Annotated in this window: 17 protein-coding genes; 14 read left to right on the top strand and 3 right to left on the bottom strand. The window is 69.1% G+C overall.

Going from position 1 to position 20805, the window contains the following annotated elements; all coding sequences use genetic code 11:
- Window positions 1-208: 208 nt before the first annotated feature.
- Both D473_RS0104920 and D473_RS0104915 read right to left on the bottom strand, forming a co-directional pair.
- The gene (locus tag D473_RS0104920) at window positions 209-1453 is read right to left on the bottom strand and encodes an ABC transporter substrate-binding protein (RefSeq protein WP_033352745.1); all 1245 of its coding nucleotides are present in this window, start codon (window positions 1451-1453) and stop codon (window positions 209-211) included.
- A gap of 367 nt (window positions 1454-1820) precedes the next feature.
- Window positions 1821-2252 (bottom strand): PaaI family thioesterase, encoded by a 432-nt coding sequence (locus tag D473_RS0104915; RefSeq protein ID WP_017607972.1) that lies wholly within the window; start codon window positions 2250-2252, stop codon window positions 1821-1823.
- A 130-nt stretch (window positions 2253-2382) separates the two neighbouring features.
- On the opposite strand from D473_RS0104915, the gene polA reads away from it, so the two are divergent.
- The 7 genes from polA to D473_RS0104880 all read left to right on the top strand — a co-directional run bounded on the left by polA (window position 2383) and on the right by D473_RS0104880 (window position 10965).
- Window positions 2383-5160, top strand: a complete 2778-nt coding sequence (gene polA / locus D473_RS0104910) for a DNA polymerase I (RefSeq protein WP_026126611.1) — start codon at window positions 2383-2385, stop codon at window positions 5158-5160.
- Window positions 5161-5226: 66 nt separating this feature from the next.
- On the top strand, window positions 5227-5667 hold the full coding sequence (arfB, locus tag D473_RS0104905) for an alternative ribosome rescue aminoacyl-tRNA hydrolase ArfB (protein WP_017607970.1): 441 nt from the start codon (window positions 5227-5229) through the stop codon (window positions 5665-5667).
- Between the two features lie 455 nt (window positions 5668-6122).
- Window positions 6123-7637, top strand: a complete 1515-nt coding sequence (gene rpsA, locus D473_RS0104900; RefSeq protein WP_017607969.1) for a 30S ribosomal protein S1 — start codon at window positions 6123-6125, stop codon at window positions 7635-7637.
- A 165-nt stretch (window positions 7638-7802) separates the two neighbouring features.
- Window positions 7803-8300: a GNAT family N-acetyltransferase gene (locus D473_RS0104895; RefSeq protein ID WP_017607968.1), complete on the top strand. Its 498-nt coding sequence runs from the start codon at window positions 7803-7805 to the stop codon at window positions 8298-8300.
- A gap of 86 nt (window positions 8301-8386) precedes the next feature.
- Entirely contained in the window at window positions 8387-8989 is a 603-nt protein-coding gene (coaE, locus tag D473_RS0104890; protein WP_017607967.1) for a dephospho-CoA kinase, read from the top strand.
- A 348-nt stretch (window positions 8990-9337) separates the two neighbouring features.
- Window positions 9338-10237 carry an ABC transporter ATP-binding protein gene (locus tag D473_RS0104885; protein ID WP_017607966.1) on the top strand — a complete coding sequence of 300 codons (900 nt, stop codon included), beginning with the start codon at window positions 9338-9340 and terminating at the stop codon, window positions 10235-10237.
- Entirely contained in the window at window positions 10234-10965 is a 732-nt protein-coding gene (locus D473_RS0104880) for an ABC transporter permease (protein ID WP_017607965.1), read from the top strand. The genes D473_RS0104885 and D473_RS0104880 overlap by 4 nt, the downstream gene beginning before the upstream one ends.
- Window positions 10966-11241: 276 nt before the next feature.
- Here D473_RS0104880 and D473_RS27100 read toward each other — a convergent pair whose 3' ends face one another.
- Window positions 11242-11544 (bottom strand): hypothetical protein, encoded by a 303-nt coding sequence (locus tag D473_RS27100; RefSeq protein WP_152436773.1) that lies wholly within the window; start codon window positions 11542-11544, stop codon window positions 11242-11244.
- 706 nt (window positions 11545-12250) lie between these two features.
- Between D473_RS27100 and uvrB the strand changes: the two genes are divergently transcribed.
- The 7 genes from uvrB to D473_RS0104840 all read left to right on the top strand — a co-directional run bounded on the left by uvrB (window position 12251) and on the right by D473_RS0104840 (window position 20773).
- A complete protein-coding gene (gene uvrB, locus D473_RS0104870; protein ID WP_017607964.1) occupies window positions 12251-14347 on the top strand; it encodes an excinuclease ABC subunit UvrB in 2097 nt (698 codons plus the stop codon).
- Window positions 14348-14481: 134 nt separating this feature from the next.
- Window positions 14482-14937, top strand: coding sequence for a DUF3060 domain-containing protein (locus D473_RS0104865; protein WP_017607963.1), 456 nt, complete (start codon window positions 14482-14484; stop codon window positions 14935-14937).
- A 166-nt stretch (window positions 14938-15103) separates the two neighbouring features.
- On the top strand, window positions 15104-16099 hold the full coding sequence (locus D473_RS0104860) for a GNAT family N-acetyltransferase (RefSeq protein ID WP_017607962.1): 996 nt from the start codon (window positions 15104-15106) through the stop codon (window positions 16097-16099).
- A 109-nt stretch (window positions 16100-16208) separates the two neighbouring features.
- A complete protein-coding gene (locus D473_RS0104855; RefSeq protein WP_017607961.1) occupies window positions 16209-17132 on the top strand; it encodes a hydroxymethylglutaryl-CoA lyase in 924 nt (307 codons plus the stop codon).
- 290 nt (window positions 17133-17422) lie between these two features.
- On the top strand, window positions 17423-19063 hold the full coding sequence (locus D473_RS0104850; protein ID WP_033352688.1) for a CTP synthase: 1641 nt from the start codon (window positions 17423-17425) through the stop codon (window positions 19061-19063).
- A gap of 49 nt (window positions 19064-19112) precedes the next feature.
- Window positions 19113-19784: an NUDIX domain-containing protein gene (locus D473_RS0104845; protein WP_017607959.1), complete on the top strand. Its 672-nt coding sequence runs from the start codon at window positions 19113-19115 to the stop codon at window positions 19782-19784.
- Entirely contained in the window at window positions 19781-20773 is a 993-nt protein-coding gene (locus tag D473_RS0104840; protein WP_017607958.1) for a tyrosine recombinase, read from the top strand. The genes D473_RS0104845 and D473_RS0104840 overlap by 4 nt, the downstream gene beginning before the upstream one ends.
- Window positions 20774-20805 lie beyond the last annotated feature (32 nt).

The raw sequence follows: 20805 nt of genomic DNA, 5'->3' as shown, positions 1-20805 counted from the left end.
GGTGCCGTGGGTCGTGTCGGTCTGGGGGACGGGGCGGCCGTCCGGGCTCGGGCGAGCGCCACGGAGGGGCACGCTCCGGTCACGGGGGCCGCGGGTGATGCTACGTCCTGTGTGGTGGCGCTCCTTCTGATGGTCCGAACACGAAGGGCACGGCCACTGGTGTGCGGCCGTGCCCGTGGGTGCGTGCTCTGTCCTGCCTCGTTCGGTGTTACTCCTCTGCGGAGTAGTCGACGTAGTCGAGGGTGCCGTGGCCGTCGTCGTCCCAGTGGAAGACCTCGAAGGTGGCGGCGGTGGGGTCGCCGTTGTCGTCGAAGTCGATGTTGCCGCTGGCACCCTGGTAGTCGATGTCCTCGCCGTCGTCGAGGAGGTCGCGGCATTCCTCGAAGCTGCCGCACTCGGTGCCTTCGGGGCGGCTGACCTCCGCGAGGTGTTCGACGTAGTCGGCGGGCTCGACGCTGCCGGCCGACTCGGCGGCCAGGGCGACGGCGGTCACGCAGTCGTAGACCTGCGGGGAGAACTGGAAGACGTCCAGGTCCGGGGCGTGTTCGCGCAGGCCCTCGTTGAACTCGGGGTTGTCGGCGCCGGGGGCGACGCCGGTCATGCCGGTGACGACCTCGGGGTCGTCCTCGCTGACGGTGGAGCCCAGGTCGGGGTCGTTGAGGCCGTCGGTGACGTAGAGCTGGTCGCCGTCGAAGCCGGCTTCGATGAGTTCGGCGATGACCTGTGCGCCCTCTTCGAAGGAGATGAGGGCGACCGCGTCTGCGTCTGCGTCGTTGGCGCCGTTGACGACCGAGTCGAAGTTGGTGGCGTCCGGGTCGAAGGTGTCGGTGGAAACGACGTCGGCGCCCAGGGCCTCGAGCTCGCTCTCGACGGCGTCGAGGTAGCCGGCGCCGTAGTCGTCGGCGCGGGCGATGAGGGACATGCTCACGTGTCCGTCGTCGACCATCTGCTCGGCCAGGACGGGTCCGGCCATGAGGTCGCTGGGTGCGGTGCGGTAGAAGTAGCCGCCGTCGTCGATGCCGCTGAGTTCGGGGGAGGTGGCGGAGCCCGAGCACTGGACGATCTCGGCGCCGGTGACGGTGTCGTAGACGGCCTGGGTCATGCCGGAGGCTGCGGCGCCGACGACGGCGTTGACCTCGTCGGCGACCAGGTTGTTGGCGGCCTCGTTGGCTTGGCCCGCGTCTCCGGCCTCGTCGGCTTCGTTGATGGCGGGTACGTCGGTGCCGAGGACACCGCCGGCTGCGTTGATGTCCTCGATGGCGTACTCGGCCGCTTCGATCTGGGGTGGGCCGAGGAAGGCCAGGTTACCGGTCTGGGGGTAGAGGACGCCGAGGTTGAACTCTTCGCCTGCGGCGTCCCCGCCGTCCCCGGTGTCGCCGTTGCCGCACGCGGAGAGCCCCAGTACTAGGGCCGCGGTGGCGGCAGTCAGGCCGAGGGCCTTCTTGCTTGCCATGATCGTGGTCACTCCGTTCAACCGGCGAGGGACCGGCCGCTCGGTGCGGCCGGACCGATTTTGCGTGTGCGCCCTGATGCCCGACACGTGTGGCAGGACTTAAGCATGAGCGTTAGCGGAGCTTAAACATGGAACTTCTGTGGCGAAAAGTGAAAAGCGAGACTTGGTGCCGACTTGCCTCCGAGGCGTTATGAAGCTGTGGTCATCCCGTTCGGGGGCTGTGCGTCGTTTTGTACGGGAGGTGGTGTGTGCGGGGCTTCGGGTGACCGGGGAGTGCGTGGGCCCGGTCGGGGCGGCCTCCCGCGTACAGCAAGACCCCGCCGGTGAGCACGGTCTTCGACGGGGTCCGGGGCGGGGCAGGGCGCGCTCAGGCGTCCTTGGGGGCTTCCCGCAGCATGCAGGTCAGGCGCGAGGTGCACACCTTGCGGTCCTCGTCGTCGGTGATGGTGATGTCCCAGGTGGCCAGGGTGCGTCCCAGGTGCACCGGGGTGGCCACACCCCTCACGTGGCCCTGTGTGGCCGAACGGTGGTGGGTGGCGTTGATCTCGATGCCCATAGCGATCCTGCCGAACTGGTCGGCGTGGATCATCGAGCCGATCGATCCCAGTGATTCGGCCAGCACGCAGGAGGCGCCGCCGTGCAGGAGTCCGTAGGGCTGGCGGTTGCCCTCCACCGGCATCCGGGCCACGACCCGTTCGGCGGAGGCCTCGCTGACCTCGATCCCCATGGTTTCACCGAGGCCCCCGGTCAGTGCGCCCGTGTCGATGAGTGAGCGGATCTCCTCGGAGTTGGTCGTCATTTCTTTGCCTTCCGATCCGTGGGAGAGGGCCGCCACCGGTCGGGTGCGGCCCCGATCGGTGGCGGCCCTCGTGGCGCAGCCGGGCCGCAAGGGCCGCGAACTGTCTGCGGGGCATCTTAGGATCGCAGGTGTGGTGACAGAGCGAGAGACCCCCGATCAGACGCCCCGGGCCGGCGTGGCCCCGAACGCCTCCGGCAGTGGAGGCAGGCGTCCCAGACTGCTGCTCCTGGACGGGCACTCGATGGCCTTCCGTGCCTTCTACGCCCTACCGGTGGAGAACTTCGGTACCAGCACGGGCCAGTCGACCAACGCCGTCTACGGTTTTGCGTCGATGCTGGTCAAGCTGTTGCGAGAGGAGGAGCCCACCCACGTCGCGGTGGCCTGGGACCTGTCCGGGCCCACGTTCCGGAACGAGGAGTACGACGGCTACAAGGACGGGCGTTCGGAGACCCCGCAGGAATTCCCCTCCCAGGTCCCCCTCACCCAGGACCTCATGCGTCTGATCGGCGTGGCCAATCTGTCCGCGCCCGGTTACGAGGCCGATGACGTCATCGCGACCCTGGCCCATCAGGGCGGTGCGGCGGGCATGGAGGTCCTCATCGCCTCCGGTGACCGCGACGCCTTCCAGTTGGTGACCGGTGACTGCACGGTCCTGTATCCGGGGCGCAGCCTGTCCGATCTCAAGCGCATGACGCCCGAGGCCGTCGAGGACAAGTACGGGGTGCCGCCGGAGCGTTACCGCGATCTGGCCGCGCTGGTGGGGGAGAAGGCCGACAACCTGCCCGGTGTGCCCGGGGTGGGCCCCAAGACCGCGGCGAAGTGGATCACCAAGTTCGGCTCCCTGGACGGTCTCGTGTCCCGTGCCGACGAGCTCACCGGCAAGGCGGGACAGAACTTCCGCGACCACCTCGACGACGTGCTGCGCAACATGCGCCTCAACCGGTTGGTGACCGATGTCGAGCTCGAGCTCGCCGTGCACACCCTGACGTTGGGCGAGGCCGACCGGGCCGGGGTGGACGCACTCTTCGACAACCTGGAGTTCGCCTCCAACCTGCGCGAGCGCCTCTACACGGTCATCAACGTCGACGAGGCCGCTGCCCAGGGCGCTTCCGAGGCGGCGGAGGGTTTCGAGGTCGACCTCACGGTCCCCGGAACCGGTGGGTTGGCGGGCTGGTTGACCGAGCACGCCGCCCCCCACGCCCTCACCGCCGAGGCGCCGGCCGGGCTCGCCCTGGAGGCGCAGTGGGGCAGAGGGACCGGCCGTGTGGACGCGCTCGCGATCAGCGTGCCCAGCGGTGCAGCGGCCTTCGTGGATCCGACCGTGCTGGACCCGTCCGACACCGAGGCCCTGTCGGCCTTCCTCGCCGACGCCGAACGGCCCAAGGTCGTGCACGAGTACAAGGGTGCGCTGCTGGCCCTGGGGGCCCACGGCTGGGACCTGGGCGGGGCCCGCTGCGACACGGCCCTGGCCGCCTACCTGGTCCAGCCGGGCCAGCGGCGGTTCGACCTGCCCGACCTGGTCCGCCGTTACCTGGGCCGGGAACTGGAAGAGGACACCGGCCAGGCGCAGCTGACCCTGGACATGGGCGACGACGAGGGGCCCGGGAACACCCTCGCGGTGCGGGCCGCCGCCACCCGTGACCTGGCCGCCGTGCTCCTGGCCGAGCTCGACAAGCGCGGGGGCGCCCAGCTGCTCACCGACATGGAGTTGCCGCTGGTGGACGTGTTGGCCCGCATGGAGCGTGCGGGCATCGCCGCGGACCTGCCTTACCTGGAGGAGCTCCAGGGGGAGTTCGCCGCCGCCACGCGCGAGGCCGAGGAGAAGGCCCACGAGGTGGTGGGGGAGCAGTTCAACCCGGGCTCGCCCAAACAGCTCCAGTACGTGCTCTTCGAGAAGCTCGAGCTGCCCAGGACCAAGAAGATCAAGACCGGTTACACCACCGACGCCTCCGCGTTGGCGTGGTTGGCGACCCAGACCGAGCACGAGTTGCCGGCGATCCTGCTGCGCCACCGTGACCAGACCAAACTGCGTACCACGGTCGAGGGGCTCATCAAGACGGTCGCCGACGACGGCCGCATCCACACGACCTTCAACCAGACGGTGGCGGCGACCGGGCGTTTGAGTTCGACCGAACCGAACCTGCAGAACATCCCGGTGCGCACCGACGTGGGCCGCCGTATCCGGCGCGCCTTCGTGGTCGGGCAGGGCTACGAGGAGCTGCTGACCGCCGACTACAGCCAGATCGAGCTGCGCATCATGGCGCACTTGTCGGGCGAGCAGGCGCTCATCGAGGCTTTCAACAGCGGCTACGACTTCCACGCCCAGATGGCCGCGCAGGTCTTCGGCATCGGGGTCGAGGAGGTCGACGGGGAGGCCCGCTCCAAGATCAAGGCGATGAGCTACGGTCTGGCCTACGGTCTGAGCGCCTACGGGCTCTCCCAGCAGCTGGGGATCCAACCGGACGAGGCACGCTCGCTCATGGACGACTACTTCGCCGAGTTCGGCGGGGTACGCGATTACCTGCAGGCCGTGGTCGAACGGGCCCGCAGGGACGGCTACACCGAGACCATCTTCGGCCGCCGCCGGTACCTGCCGGACCTGACCAGCGACAACCGGCAGCGGCGTGAGATGGCTGAGCGTATGGCCCTCAACGCCCCCATCCAGGGGTCGGCGGCCGACATCATCAAGGTCGCGATGCTCAGGGTCGACGAGGCCCTGCTCGGCAGCGACCTGACCTCGCGGGTGCTGCTGCAGGTCCATGACGAGCTCGTGGTCGAGGTCGCCCCCGGTGAGCGCGCGGCGGTGGAAAAACTCGTGACGCAGGAGATGGGCTCGGCCTATGATCTGCGCGTGCCGCTGGGGGTCTCGATCGGAGGCGGACCCAACTGGCACGACGCGGCGCACTGACCGGGCAGCGGTCGCACGCCGCACACGCGCGTGAGTGCACGGACACGGAAGCAGGAGGGGACAGCGGTGAGTACGAACCCGGGGGAGAAGGATCTGACCTTCGGCTCGGTGACCGTTCCCGCCTCCGACCTGGAATGGCGTTTCAGCCGTTCTTCCGGTCCGGGCGGTCAGCACGTCAACACCTCGGCGACCCGGGTGACCCTGTCGGTGGACCTGACCGAGTGCGCGGGGCTGGGGCGGACACGGCGTGAACGGGCTCTGGAGCGGCTCTCGGCCCGGTTGAGCGGCGGGGTGCTGAGTGTCAGTGCCCAGGAACACCGTTCGCAGGCCCGTAACCGGGACGAGGCGCGTGAGCGTATGGCGGCGCTGCTGGCCGATGCCACGGCGCCGCCCCCGCGTCAGCGGCGTGCGTCGAGACCGAGCCGGTCCGCGCGTCGCCGGCGTATGGACGACAAGCGCCGGCGCGGCGAACTGAAACGGACCCGGTCGCGTCCGGCCCAGGAGTGACTTCGGCCGCAACGGCCCGTTCCTCTCCGGTAGTCCGGGCGTGTCCGTGACCGGGGCAGCCGTGGGCCGGTCACGGTCCAGGGGCAGGTGGGGCGTACCGAGTGTGCGGGGATCAGCACGCGGGACGCTTGAACTCAGCGTTCGGGCTCCGGTAAGTTGCGCTCATTGCGGCGTTCGTCGGGTTGGCGGCCCGGGGTTCCGATTGACCAGGACACCCATATCTCATACTCTGGTCGAAGCGTTGTGGGTTCGTGCGTGCGTCACCGTCTCCTTGACGTGGGGACGGAGGGGCTGCACCGTTCGGTCACCACTCCTGGACCCGGCGGCTGGCGGCCACGGATCGGCTCGTTCCGTATGTGGCCCTGCTCCCTACTTTCTGGAATGACGGATCGACGGGCTCGGACCCACCACGTGCCCATTTCCTGAACCTGTCCGTATCCGGAGTCCACCCACACATGACGAGCAGCACCGAGGCCACCTCGACACCCCAGGTAGCGGTCGACGACATCGGGTCCGAGGAAGCCTTCCTCGCAGCGATCGACGAGACTATCAAGTACTTCAACGACGGCGACATCGTTGAGGGCACCATCGTGAAGGTCGATCGAGACGAGGTCTTGCTCGACATCGGCTACAAGACCGAGGGTGTGATTCCTTCACGTGAACTCTCGATCAAGCACGACGTCGACCCGAGCGAGGTCGTCGCCGTCGGCGACCAGGTCGAAGCCCTCGTTCTCCAGAAGGAGGACAAGGAAGGCCGCCTGATCCTGTCCAAGAAGCGCGCCCAGTACGAGCGCGCCTGGGGCACGATCGAGAAGATCAAGGAAGAGGACGGCGTCGTCACCGGCACTGTCATCGAGGTCGTCAAGGGTGGTCTCATCCTCGACATCGGCCTCCGTGGCTTCCTGCCGGCCTCCCTGGTCGAGATGCGCCGCGTTCGCGACCTGCAGCCCTACGTGGGCCGTGAGCTCGAGGCCAAGATCATCGAGCTGGACAAGAACCGCAACAACGTGGTCCTGTCCCGCCGTGCCTGGCTCGAGCAGACCCAGTCCGAGGTCCGCCAGACCTTCCTCAACACCCTCCAGAAGGGCCAGATCCGCAAGGGCGTCGTCTCCTCGATCGTCAACTTCGGTGCCTTCGTGGACCTGGGTGGCGTCGACGGTCTGGTCCACGTCTCCGAGCTCTCCTGGAAGCACATCGACCACCCCAGCGAGGTCGTCGAGGTCGGCCAGGAGGTCACCGTCGAGGTTCTCGACGTGGACATGGAGCGCGAGCGTGTCTCCCTGTCGCTCAAGGCGACGCAGGAGGACCCCTGGCAGCAGTTCGCCCGCACGCACCAGATCGGCCAGGTCGTTCCCGGCAAGGTCACCAAGCTGGTTCCGTTCGGTGCGTTCGTGCGCGTCGAGGAGGGCATCGAGGGCCTGGTCCACATCTCCGAGCTGGCCGAGCGCCACGTCGAGGTGCCCGAGCAGGTCGTCCAGGTCGGCACCGAGATCTTCGTCAAGATCATCGACATCGACCTCGACCGCCGTCGCATCAGCCTCTCGCTGAAGCAGGCCAACGAGGCCGTCTCGCCCGACCAGGTGGACTTCGACCCGACCCTGTACGGCATGGCCGCCGACTACGACGAGCAGGGCAACTACAAGTACCCCGAGGGCTTCGACCCCGAGAGCGGCGAGTGGCTCGAGGGCTTCGAGACTCAGCGTGACGAGTGGGAGCGCAACTACGCCGAGGCGCAGGCCCGCTTCGAGGCGCACCGCAAGCAGGTCGAGGAGGCGCGTGCGGCCGAGGCCGACGCCGCAAACGCCCCGGCCGTGGAGGAAGAGGAAGAGTACACCGAGAGCGGTGGTGGCAACGGCGGTGGCGGCGGCGGTTCTCAGCCGGCCCCGGCGGAGCCCACTTCCAGCGGTGCCCTGGCTTCCGACGAGGCCCTGGCCGCACTCCGCGAGAAGCTCGCCGGCGGCGAAGCCTGAGCAGCCGCAGGTGACTGAGGCCTGAACGGACGGTCCCTCCCGGGGCCTTCGAACACGCCGCGAAGGGCCGTCCCCACACGGGGGCGGCCCTTCGCCGTGTCCACGGCCCGACGCACGGGCGCGCAACGCGGGCCGCGCAGGCCTGCTCGGCCCTAGGCTCGGACCATGAGCACACCCGCGACCACCCCCGACCCGACCCTGCGCCCCGCCGGGCCCGACGACGCGGGGGAGCTCTTCACCCTCCAACGCGCGGCTTTCGTCGACGAGGCCCAGGCCTTCGGCGACCCCTTCACCCTGCCGCTGACCGAGAGCCTGGACCGGGTGCGCACCCTGCTGGGCGACGCCGACACCCTCGTGCTGTGCGCCGTGTCCGGATCCCGCATGGCAGGGTCGGTGCGCTTGCGTTTCCTCGGCCCCGGCGCGGTGCTGAGCCGGTTGGCCGTCGCCCCCGACCTGCGGGGCCTCGGAATCGCCCGCACGCTCCTGGAGGAGGCCGAGCAACGGGCCCGCGCCCATGACCCGGCGCCGACCTCCCTGACGCTGTCGGCAGGTGCGCACGATGCCGCACAGATGCGCCTGTACCGCAGCCTCGGGCTCGTCGAGACCTCCCGCGAACGCATCGCCGACCACCTGGTGATGGTGCACATGCGCAAGGAGCTCTGATCTTCCGGGGCGGCGCGACCGAGGTCACACCACTGCCCTCCCGGGCACGTCCGAATCGCCGGAACCCCATGCCCTAGGGTCTTGTCATGCTCAAAGTGGGACTCACAGGCGGCATCGGCTCGGGCAAGAGTGCGGTCTCGGCCGAACTCTCTTCCTACGGGGCGGCGGTGATCGACGCCGACGCCATCGCCCGGCAGGTCGTGGAGCCGGGTACCCCCGGCCTGTCCGAAGTGGTCGAGGAGTTCGGCGAACGGGTCCTGGCCGAGGACGGCGGCCTCGACCGGGCCGTGCTCGGGGAGATCGTCTTCGCCGACCAGGAGCGGCTCGCCAGGCTCAACGCGATCGTGCACCCGCGGGTCGGCGAGCGCAGCGGGCAGCTCATGGAGGAGGCTCTGGCGGCCGACACCAAGGTCGTGGTCTACGATGTGCCCCTGCTGGTGGAGAACGGCCTGGGGTCCCTGTACGACGTGGTCGTGGTCGTGGACGCCCCCGACGAGGTGCGGGTGGAGCGGGTCGCCCTGAACCGGGGGATGCCGCGCGAGCAGGTGCGGGCCCGGATCCGGGCCCAGGCCGACCGGGACACCCGTCTGGCCGCGGCCGACCTGGTGGTGGACAACTCCGGGAGCCGGGACGAGCTGAGGGCCCGTGTGGCCGAACTGTGGCGGGAGCTGTCGGCCCGGGCGCAGTGATCCCCTGAACCCTGTTCGGTGTGTGCCCGGCCGGATCCGCCGCCTGTGCGGGTGCGGCTCGGCCTCCCTTTTCGCCCGGGGCGCCTGCATGGGGGTGAAGTGGTCGTTCCCTTTCTCTGATCCGGCCTGTCCGGGGCGCGCGCAGAAAAATATGGCCTTGTCGTAAAAAGGTGGCGCCTGGGGGTTGCTCCGGCGGCCCGGAGGGAACTTGTTGTCTCGGGGATCACCGCGCCGGAGAAGTGAAGCTCCATGAATCATGAATAATTCGCCCTGGCCCTCGAGTCTTCGGAGCGGTTCGGTGCCCAATTCCCATGGCACAGTCCCGAAGACGAGGTTTGTCATTCAACGATGATCAACATAGCCGACCTGACAAAACATTACGGAGATCACACCGCTGTCGACGGCCTGTCCTTCACCGCCGCCGAAGGGAAGGTCACCGGGTTCCTCGGACCCAACGGCGCCGGCAAGTCCACGACCCTGCGGATCCTCCTGGGCCTGCAGAAGGCCGATCGCGGAACTGCCACCCTCGACGGCCGCCCCTACCGCGAGATCCCTCGCCCCCTGCACACGGTCGGATCCATGATCGACGCCGAGTCGCTGCCCACCCAGCAGACCTCGGCGCATTTCCTGGGATGGCTGGCACGGTCCAACCGCATCGACCCCGGCCGGGGGCCGCAGGTGCTGGAACAGGTCGGGCTGGCCGGCGCCGCACGCAAGAAGATCGGCGCGTTCTCCCTGGGGATGCGCCAGCGCCTGGGACTGGCTGTTGCCCTGCTCGGTGATCCGCGGATCGTCGTGCTCGACGAGCCGGTCAACGGGCTCGACCCGGAAGGGATCATCTGGATCCGCAACCTGCTCCGCGGCCTGGCTGACGAGGGGCGCACGGTGTTGCTGTCCAGCCACCTGCTCGACGAGCTGTCCCAGATCGCCGACGAGCTCGTGGTGATCGGGCACGGCCGCCTCATCACCCAGACCGTTCCCGAGCTCCTGCTCAGCGATGTGTTGGGCCACCATGTGCTCGCGCGAACCAGTGACAACGCCGCCTTGGCCGCGCGGCTGGCTGACCGGGGGGTGGGATCCAGCCCGGACGGTGCGTACCTGAAGGTCGACACCCCCGATTGCGACACGGTCGGCGACACCGCCTTCTCCCACGGGCTCGTCGTCCTCGAGCTCTTCGAGAGGACGGGCTCCCTCGAAGAGGCTTTCCTGGCCCTGACCGGCGGTGAGGATGCGGAGCGTGACACATGACCCTTCTCGACAACACTCGCGCCGAGAGCGCCAAGTCCCTGGGGTCGAAAGCCTTCCTCTGGTGCTTGGCTGCGGGGCTCCTGGTCCCGTGGCTGTTCTCGGCCGTCCTGTTCGGTCTCTCGGAGTTCCCCCAGGACCTGGAGACCAGTCAGTGGGGGTACCGGTTCGGGATGCCGTTCGTCGGGGTCGCCGGTGTCCTGATGATGACCTCCGAGCTGCAGAGCGGCTCCGTGGCCTACTCCGTCCTGGCGGATCCCTCACGGTGGCGCCTGATCGTGAGCAAGGCTGCGGTCGCGGCGGCATCGGCGGTCCCGGTGGGTCTGGCCGCGGGCACGGTGTCCTGGGCGATCGCCGTTCTGCTCCAGGGCGGTGACGGCCCGGACCTGAGCCTGGCCGGAGCCGAGCAGTACCGGATCGTCCTGGCCGCCACCGTCCTCTACCCGATCGCGGCCCTCATCGGTATCGCCGTGGGGACCTTCCTCGAACGGTCGGCCCCCGCCATGGTCCTGCTCCTGCTGTGGCCGATCCTCATCGAGAACCTCATCGCCGGACTGCCCGTCATCGGCGAAGCGGTCGAGGTGGTACTGCCGTTCATGGCGGCGGATCAGTTCGTCTTCGACGACGACCCCGAAGCCTTGTCTCCTGGGTGGGCGCTGCTGTATTTCGCCGTTTTCGCTGGTGTGCTCCTGGCGGCCGCCGTGTTCCGTTTCCGCCACCGGGACCTGTAGTGGCCACTGGCTGAGGGGGAACGGGTTGCGTGTCCCCCTCAGCCAGGCGTCTCACCCTTGTGTTCCGACAACACGCTCGAAGCCACGCACAGCAGCGCGGAAATGACGACTGCCGCCAGGCAGAAGACAGGGCCGACGAGGCCCCACCTCGCCAGGACCGCTTCCCGTGCGAGCTCCAGCGCGCGGCGACCGCGTCCCGGAGCGCATCGCGGAAGGCCGCCGAACCGTCGGCGAGGCTCTGCCGACCTCGCGGATGGTGCCACCATTCAGGGAGGCTCATGCTTGTCCCGTCGATACGGGCGTAGCGTCCTCCTGGAACCGCTCGCACCCCGGACCAGGGCGGCACTCTCCGAAGAGAAGCGGTAGGAACTCGAGCGAGCGCAGCGCCAGTGCTGTGTCGTCCAGGGGAGCATCGGTGATCTCCGCGAGCAGGTCCGCCCGATCACTGGTCAACGGCGTACCGTCGAGCTCGGCCCAGAAGAGAGCGCGAGTGCCGGCGACGGTCCCTCGGGCGGCGACTTCACCGTGTTGTGCCGCGATCGCGTGGAAGCTTCCAGGGATCTCGAGGGTCTCGGACATCACGTCTGTGCATCCGAAGTATCTGGTCGGCCGGGGGGCCGATCCTGCATCCCCGATCAGCGCCCACTTGAGATGTCCTTCGTCCGAAGCCCGCAGCTGGTCCGGGACGAGGTTCCCGACGATCCAGGGTCGACCGCTGGGGTGTTTCAGGACCGTGGTCGGGCCGTCGGTGAAGGCCTTGTGCACCGCTGTCGTGTCCACCTCCGTGTCGGGCAGGACCACGAAGGATCCGGGAAAGGACCGCTGTTGACGAGCGCCCCGGTGACCTCCAGGAAGTCGCCGGCCTCATCGATGGACGGGGTTTCGTACACGGGCTTGTCCATAACCGGAACCTCTCTCTTCGGTTGGATCCGCCTTTTCTGCGGCAGCCAAAAAGAAAACTATGGCTGTTCTCCGTTCAATGCAGCAGGATCAGGCGACTTTGCCGGCTCCGACCTCTTCGGGTTTTCCTGCGAAAGGTGGTCCGGGTCGCATTCACGTCCACATTCATGTTTGTGTTAATGGTGATTTGTGTGTTTGTTGAAATTCGGGTTGACGTGGTTTATCGCTGGGGAGAATGTCTGATTCGGGGCGTCGGCAGGTGTCGCGTTGGCTTCGGTCCTGCGCGGACGGCGGGATTGTCACCGGGGGTCGGTAGCGTTGAACGGGTGTGGGGGAGGTCTGCCGGGCGGGTGGACGGGCCCCGAGGTTCCGATGGGAGGCCCAAGTGCGACCGGTCAGCGACATCAAACGCTCCGAGGACCCGTTCGAGGTCATCTCGGACATGAGCCCGGCGGGCGACCAGCCCGAGGCGATCGAGCGGATCCGTGAGCGGGTGCGTGCGGGCGAGGACCACACCGTGCTGTTGGGCGCCACCGGTACCGGTAAGACCGCGACGGTGGCCTGGACGGTCGAGCAGCTGCAGCGTCCGACCCTGGTGATGCAGCCGAACAAGACGCTGGCCGCACAGTTCGCCAACGAGCTGCGGCAGATGTTGCCCAACAACGCCGTCGAGTACTTCGTCTCCTACTACGACTACTACCAGCCCGAGGCCTACGTCCCCCAGAGCGATACCTACATCGAGAAGGACTCCTCGGTCAACGACGAGGTCGAGCGGTTGCGGCACTCGGCCACGAACTCGCTGTTGACCCGCCGGGACACGATCGTGGTCGCCTCCGTCTCTTGCATCTACGGTCTGGGCACCCCGCAGGAGTACGTCGACCGTATGGCCGAGATCAAGGTCGGTATGGAGGTCGACCGCGACGAGCTCCTGCGCCGCCTGGTCGACATGCAGTACAGCCGCAACGACACCGCCTTCACCCGCGGGACGTTCCGTGTGCGCGGGGACACGATCGAGATCATCCCGGTCTACGAGGAGCTCGCGATCCGCATCGAGATGTTCGGTGACGAGGTCGAACGCCTCATGACGCTGCATCCGCTCACCGGCGAGATCCTGGACGAGAGCCGCCACGTGTTCATCTTCCCGGCTTCGCACTACGTCGCCGGCGAGGAGCGCACCCGCAAGGCGGTCGCCGGGATCGAGGCGGAGCTGGGTGAGCGTCTGGCCGAGCTCGAGGGGCAGAACAAGCTGCTGGAGGCCCAACGGCTGCGGATGCGCACCACCCACGATCTGGAGATGATCGAGCAGCTGGGGACCTGCTCGGGCATCGAGAACTATTCGCGCCACTTCGACGACCGTGAGCCGGGCAGCGCTCCCAACACCCTCCTGGACTACTTTCCCGAGGACTTCCTGCTGGTGCTGGACGAGTCGCACGTGACGGTTCCGCAGGTCGGCGCGATGTATGAGGGCGATGCCGCGCGCAAGCGCACTCTGGTCGACCACGGGTTCCGTCTGCCCTCGGCGATGGACAACCGTCCGCTCAAGTGGGAGGAGTTCACCGAGCGCATCGGGCAGTCGGTGTACCTGTCGGCGACGCCGGGCCGCTACGAGCTGCGCCAGGGCGGCGGCGAGCTCGTGGAGCAGGTCATCCGCCCGACCGGTCTGGTCGACCCCGAGGTGCGGGTCAAGCCCACCGACGGCCAGATCGACGATCTGGTGCACGAGATCCAGGAGCGCGCCGGGCGCCGGGAGCGTGTGCTGGTGACGACCCTGACCAAGAAGATGGCGGAGGACCTGACCGATTACTTCGCCGAGCTCGGGATCCGGGTGCGTTACCTGCACAGCGAGGTCGACACCTTGCGCCGGGTCGAGCTGTTGCGTGAGCTGCGTGTGGGCGAGTACGACGTCCTGGTCGGCATCAACCTGCTGCGGGAGGGTCTGGACCTGCCGGAGGTGTCGTTGGTGGCGATCCTGGACGCCGACAAGGAGGGGTTCCTGCGTTCGGAGACCTCCCTGATCCAGACCATCGGCCGTGCGGCGCGCAACGTGGGCGGCCAGGTCCACATGTACGCCGACAACGTCACCGATTCCATGCGTGCGGCCCTCGATGAGACCGATCGGCGCCGCGCCAAGCAGCTGGCCTACAACGAGGAACACGGGATCGACCCCACGCCGCTGCGCAAGGAGATCGCCGACATCCTGGACTCCCTGAGCCGGGAGGACGTGGACACCGAGGAGCTCATGGCGACCGGGTACCGGGGCGCGGGTGCCGAGTCCAAGGCGCCGGTGCCGGGCATGGGGGAGCGGTCCGCGGACCTGTCGAACATGCCGCGGGCGGAGTTGGCCGGGCTCATCGACCAGCTCTCGGAGCAGATGCACCAGGCTGCCTCCGATCTCCAGTTCGAGATGGCGGCCCGGTTGCGTGACGAGATCGGCGAGCTCAAGCGTGAGCTCCGAGGCATGGACGAGGCAGGGATCAGCTGACACGCAAGGGCTCGTGTCTCGCCTCGGGCACGTTCGGGCAACGAAGGGGTCGCGTGTTTACCTCAGCGTGACATACCCTTGGCTCCGCGCTGAAGCCCGGCGCGAGTCGTCGCCTGTGGACCTGGAGGAAGCGGATGCGGGTCGGACCTCTGGTCACCGTGATCGGTACCGTGCTGCTCGCCTTTCTGCTGGCCGGGTGCGAGCCGGGGTCCTTCCTGTCCGACGAGGAGGGTGAGGAGGGCTCGGACCAGCACGGTGCGGGTGAGGCCCCGCGGCAGGAGCAGGACTCGGTCGAGCGCAACGTCATCGAGGACGACGTGCTGGTCGTCGTGGATGACGGAAGCCAGGTGGGCGGGCAGTGCGAGGGCCGCGAGGTGGTGGTCACCGCGGACGACGCCCAGGTGGTTCTGGACGGTACCTGTGGGATGGTGCGGGCCGCCGGGCGCGGGTCGACGGTCGAGGTCGGCTCGGCCGACAAGATCGTCCTGGTCGGTGTCGACAACACCGTCTCCTACGGTTCCGGTGATCCCGAGGTGGTCAATCGCGGCCGGGACACCACGGTCCACCAAGGGGGCTCCGCGGCGGGCTGACCATCCACAGCCCCTGTCACCGCGTGAAATTCGTTCTTGTCGGGTAACCGCCCCGACGCCCCGGTGACCCCTGGTATCGGTTACGGTGGATCGGTCCCTGTGCGTGGTTCGAGGCACACTCCGGGCCACGTACACCACGGAGCAGACCCGCCAAGGGGAGGGGTGGATGAGCGGTTATGTCGCGCGAGTGCGGCATGAGGGGGCGCCCGGGGGCGACATCGGACTCGACCCTTTGGTGCGCTCGGCCGCCCAGCGCTGGAGCGAGGCCGACCCGCTGCTGCCCGAGCCTGTCAGCTTCGCCTCCGATTCCTATCCCCTGTTGACCGTCAGCGACGAGGACAAGCGCACGGTCGCCGCGGGGAGCATGCACTACACCTGGTACCAGCCGGGTGAGGTCGGCCGCATATGGGGTGTGCCGGACCAGCACTGGCTCACCCCCATCGTGGGCGGGCCCGACCCCGAGCGGGCATTGGACTCTCTCCTGACCAGTTGGCGCGATCAGCTCGAGGACCTGCCCACCGGTACCGGTTCGGAATCGGCGGCCCTGGTGAGCTGGCCGGCCCGGGACGTGTGCGGCATCATCCCGCTGCAACGCCACGGTCTGCAGCCCTACACCGTGCTGGCCGCGCGTCCGCGCCGCCGCGGGGTCCCGCCCTCGATCCCGCCGCACGACGTGACGATCCGCCTGGCCGACAGCGGCGATCTGGCCCAGGTGGTGGCGCTGCTCATGGAGGAGCACCGCTACGAGCAGCACTTCGGCGGGGTGTTCCTGCAGCCCGACACCGCCGAGCAGACCCGCAGGGTCGCCGCGCGGGCGCTGAGCCGGTCGCGTTCGTGGATCTGGTTGGCCGAGCGCCGCGGCCGTGCGGTGGGACTGATCTGGGTGTCGCCGCCCGAGCGTTCCCGCTGGGCCAAGTCGTTGGTGCGGGCCCGTCCCACTGCCCACATCGGGTACGGGGTGGTGGCCGCCGACGAGCGCGGCAGCGGGATCGGTACCGCCCTGGTCGGCCAGGCCCACCAGGCCTTGGACTCCTACGGGGTCTCGGCGTCGGTGCTCAATTACGCGGCGATGAACCCGCTCTCGGGTCCTTTCTGGCACCGCATGGGTTACCGGCCGGTGTGGACGACCTGGGAGGTCCGTCCCGCGCTGGCGCTGCGCTGATCCCGCCCTGCTGTTCGGGCCGCGTCGGGTGCCGCCCCGGTGTGGTCCGCCTCGTGCGCCGGTCGCTACGCTGGCGGCCGAGCGAGAAGTGCGGGAGAGGTGAGGTGCGATGGCGGCTGAGGACCGCGGTCCCGAGGGCGGCGAACGGGTGCAGATCGTCGAGGTGGGCCCGCGTGACGGGCTCCAGAACGAGGACCGCACGCTGCCCGTGCAGGACCGTGTGGAGCTCGTCGAACGCGCCGTGGCCGCCGGGGCGGACCGTGTCGAGACCGTGAGTTTCGTCAACCCCCGGCGTGTGCCGCAGATGGCCGGGGCCGAGGAGATCATGGCCTCCCTCTCCGAGCCTGCCCGGGCCGCCTCCATCGGTCTGGTGCTCAACCGCAAGGGTCTGGACCGTGCCCTGGAGGCCGGGGTCGGCGAGGTCAACGTGGCCGTGCCCGCCACCGACGGGTTCAGTGTCCGCAACCAGGGCACGACGGTGGAGGCGATGCTGGAGACGCTCGCCGGCATCGACGGTGCGCTGGCGGGTACCGGTGTGTCTCTGAGCGTGACCGTTTCCACCGCGTTCGGTTGCCCCTTCGACGGTGAGGTGCCCGCTGAACGGGTGGTGGAGGTGGTGCGGCGCATCGCTGACACCTCGGCGGAGGAGATCGCGCTGGCCGACACCATCGGTGTCGGGGTGCCCCGCCAGGTCTCCGATCTGTTGCGGCGTTCGCAGGAGGTCGCCGGGGACCGCACCCTGCGTTGCCATTTCCACAACACCCGCAACACCGGTTACGCCAATGCCCTGGCGGCGGTGGACGCGGGGGTGCGGGTGCTCGACTCCAGTCTCGGCGGGTTCGGCGGCTGTCCCTTCGCCCCGGCCGCGACCGGCAACATCGGTACCGAGGACCTGCTGTACATGCTCCACCGCAGCGGGCTGCGCACCGGGGTGAGCCTGTCCGGGGCGATCGAGGTGGCCGAGTGGATGGGTGAGCGCCTCGGCAAGATGCCGCCCGCCTACCTGAGCCGGGCCGGTGCCTTCCCCGCTTGAGGACCTCGCCGGAGCGCTTCTTCCGGGGCGGGGCAGGGTCCGCGGTGGCTGTGGCCCACGCGACACCGGGCCCCGCGGCCCCTGTCTGCGGCAATCCTGCAGCTCGGAGGAGGGCAACGGTCGCTCGTGGCCTCGGTCGCCACCTGCGGACCTGTCGAGGCCTGTTATCCTGGTGCCCCGTGGAGACCGGCGGCCCGAGCGCTGTTCAGCAGCTCGGAACCGGACCACCTTACGGCCGCTCAGTGCGACCCGAGCCCCGCCGTAGCCATTCAACCCACGGGAGCAACACTTTGGCATCCGCCGCGAGTACCAAGCACCTTTTCGTTACTGGCGGCGTCGCCTCCAGTTTGGGCAAGGGTCTGACCGCCTCGAGTCTGGGGCGGCTCCTGAAGTCGCGTGGGCTGAGGGTCACCATGCAAAAACTCGACCCCTACCTCAACGTCGACCCGGGAACGATGAACCCCTTCCAACACGGCGAGGTCTTCGTCACCGATGACGGGGCCGAGACCGACCTCGACGTCGGCCACTACGAACGTTTCCTGGACACCGAGCTGTCCGCCTCGGCCAACGTCACCACCGGGCAGATCTACTCCAGCGTCATCGCCAAGGAACGCCAGGGCGCCTATCTCGGTGACACCGTGCAGGTCATCCCGCACATCACCAACGAGATCAAGTCCAGCATCTACGCGATGGACTCCGCCGACGCCGACATCGTCATCACCGAGATCGGCGGCACCGTCGGCGACATCGAGTCGCAGCCCTTCCTGGAGGCCGTGCGCCAGATCCGGCACGAGATCGGCCGGGACAACTGCTTCTTCCTCCACGTCTCGCTCATCCCGTTCCTGGGTCCTGCCGGTGAGATGAAGACCAAGCCCACCCAGCACTCGGTCGCGCAGCTGCGCAGCATCGGTATCCAACCCGACGCGATCGTGTGCCGCTCGGACCAGCCCATCACCCAGAGCCTGAAGTCCAAGATCAGTCTCATGTGCGATGTGGACGAGGCCGGTGTGGTCTCCACCCCCGATGCTCCCTCGATCTACGACATCCCCAAGGTCCTGCACCGCGAGGGCCTGGACGCCTACGTCGTGCGCCGCCTGGGCATGGCCTTCCGCGACGTCGACTGGACCGAGTGGGACGAGCTGCTGCGCCGCGTGCACCAGCCCGACCACGAGGTCACCGTCGCCCTGGTCGGCAAGTACATCGACCTGCCCGACGCCTACCTGTCGATCAGTGAGGCCCTGCGCGCCGGCGGGTTCGCCACCAACACCCACGTCAACCTGCGCTGGGTGGCCAGCGACAACTGCGCCAGCCCCTCCGGGGCGGCCGCCGAGCTCGACGGCGCCGACGGTGTGCTCATCCCCGGCGGGTTCGGCGTGCGCGGTATCGAGGGCAAGCTCGGCGCCATCCGCTACGCGCGTGAGAACGGGGTGCCGCTGCTGGGCATCTGCCTGGGCCTGCAGGCGATGGTCATCGAGTACGCCCGCAACGTCCTGGGGCTGGAGGGTGCCAACAGCGCCGAGTTCGACGACAAGGCGGCCGAGCCGGTCATCGCGACCATGGCCGAGCAGGCCGACGTCGTCTCCGGTGAGCGCGACATGGGTGGCAGCATGCGTCTGGGGATGTACCCGGCGGCCCTGGGCGAGGGCTCCCTGGTGCGTGACCTCTACGACGGAGAGGCGCAGGCCTCCGAGCGCCACCGCCACCGTTACGAGGTCAACAACGCCTACCGCGGTGCCCTCGAGGACTCCGGCCTGGTGTTCTCCGGGCTCTCCCCCGATGGCAAGCTGGTGGAGTACGTGGAGCTGCCCCGGGAGGCGCACCCGTTCTTCGTGGGGACCCAGGCGCACCCGGAGCTGCGCTCCCGTCCGACCAAGGCCCACCCCTTGTTCAAGGGGCTGGTCAGCGCGGCCCTGAAGCGCAAGGAGGGCTGAGCTGCACGTCCGTCGGGCGGGAGTGGTCGCCGAGCCTGGAGAGGCACACATGGGCACTGACACCCACTCGACCGGACAGCAGCCGGAACAGGGGACGTCCGCGCAGGTCGCGGACGTCCCCGCGGTGTGGCCGGTGGAGAGCTCGCAGGAGCGTTACCGCGGTCCCGTGTTCGGTCTGGCCACCGACCGGGTGGAGATGCCCGACGGCGTCGAAGGGGGCACCGTCGTGGCCGCCCGGGACTACCTCCTCCATCCCGGTGCCGCCGCCGTGCTGGCCCTGGACGAGCAGGGCCGTGTGCTGCTGCAGCGCCAGTACCGGCACGCGGTCCGGCACAAGCTCTGGGAACTGCCCGCCGGGATGCTGGACGTGCAGGAGGAGCCCCCGGTGGCCGCCGCCCGGCGCGAGCTCGTGGAGGAGGCCGGGCTGCGCGCCCGCACCTGGCACGAACTGCCCTCGATCCTGCCGAGTCCGGGAGTCACCGACGAGGTCGTCCACCTGTTCCTGGCACGCGGCCTGTCGCAGGTGCCCGAGGCGGAGAACGGGTTCGTGCGTCGGCACGAGGAGGCCGACCTGGTCGCCGCCTGGGTTCCGCTGGAGGAGGCGGTCGGCCTGGTGATGCAGGGGCGCGTGCGCAACGGCATCACCATGGTCGGGATTCTGGCCGCCCGTACTGCCGCCCAGGACGGGTTCGCCGACCTGTCCGAGGTCTCCGAGCGGTGAGCACGGCCTGGGAAGGGCCCCTGGCACGGCTGTGCGGCACCTACCTCGACCATCTGGCCGCCGAGCGCGCCCTGGCCGACAACACGTTGGTGGCCTACCGGCGTGATCTGCGCCGCTACGACGGTTTCCTCGCCGGGGACGGTGTCAGGGCCCCGGACGGAGTGGACCCGGCCCAGGTGCGGGCCTTTCTCACCGTGCTGAGGGAGGGCGACGACGAACACCCTCCGCTGGGTGCGGCCTCGGCCGGGCGGGCCCTGGCGGCCGTGCGCGGGTTGCACGCCTTCGCTCTGCGCGAGGGATGGTGCGGCACCGACCCGGCCGCCGAGGTCGCGCCGCCCGCGCCGCCGATGCGCCTGCCCAAGGCGGTGCCCCTGGAGGACGTGGAACGTCTCCTCGGGGCCGCGGGGCCGGCCGCCGCACCCGCCTCGGGTGAGCGCGCCGATCTGCTCGCCCTGCGCGACCGGACGCTCCTGGAGGTCCTCTACGGGACCGGGGCGCGCATCTCCGAGACCGTGGGGTTGGACGTGGACGACGTCGCCGATGCGGTCGAGCCGGCCGACGGCGGGGTCGGGCTGATCCGTTTCCGCGGCAAGGGCGGGCACGAACGCCTGGTGCCGTCGGGGTCCTACGCGAGCCGTGCCCTGCAGGCCTACCTGGTACGGGTGCGCCCCTTCCTGGCCCGCTCCGGTCGGGGCGGGCCTGCCCTGTTCCTCAACGCGCGCGGCGGGCGCCTGACGCGCCAGGGCGGGTGGGGCGTGCTGGGCGCGGTGGCCGAACGCGCCGGGGTGGAGGGCGTCTCCCCGCACACGTTGCGGCACTCCTTCGCCACCCACCTGCTCGACGGGGGCGCAGATATCCGCGTGGTCCAAGAATTGTTGGGGCACAGTTCGGTGACGACCACACAGGTGTACACGCTGGTCACCGTCGAGCACCTCCGGGAGGTCTACGCGGTCAGCCACCCCAGGGCCCACCGTGCGGCCGCCCGGTGAGGGCTGCGGCGATACCGGACGGGGTGAGCCAC

It is taken from the genome of Nocardiopsis xinjiangensis YIM 90004 (assembly GCF_000341145.1).
Classification (GTDB): Bacteria; Actinomycetota; Actinomycetes; order Streptosporangiales; family Streptosporangiaceae; genus Nocardiopsis; species Nocardiopsis xinjiangensis.
This window is presented reverse-complemented; position numbering and strand designations above follow the sequence as displayed.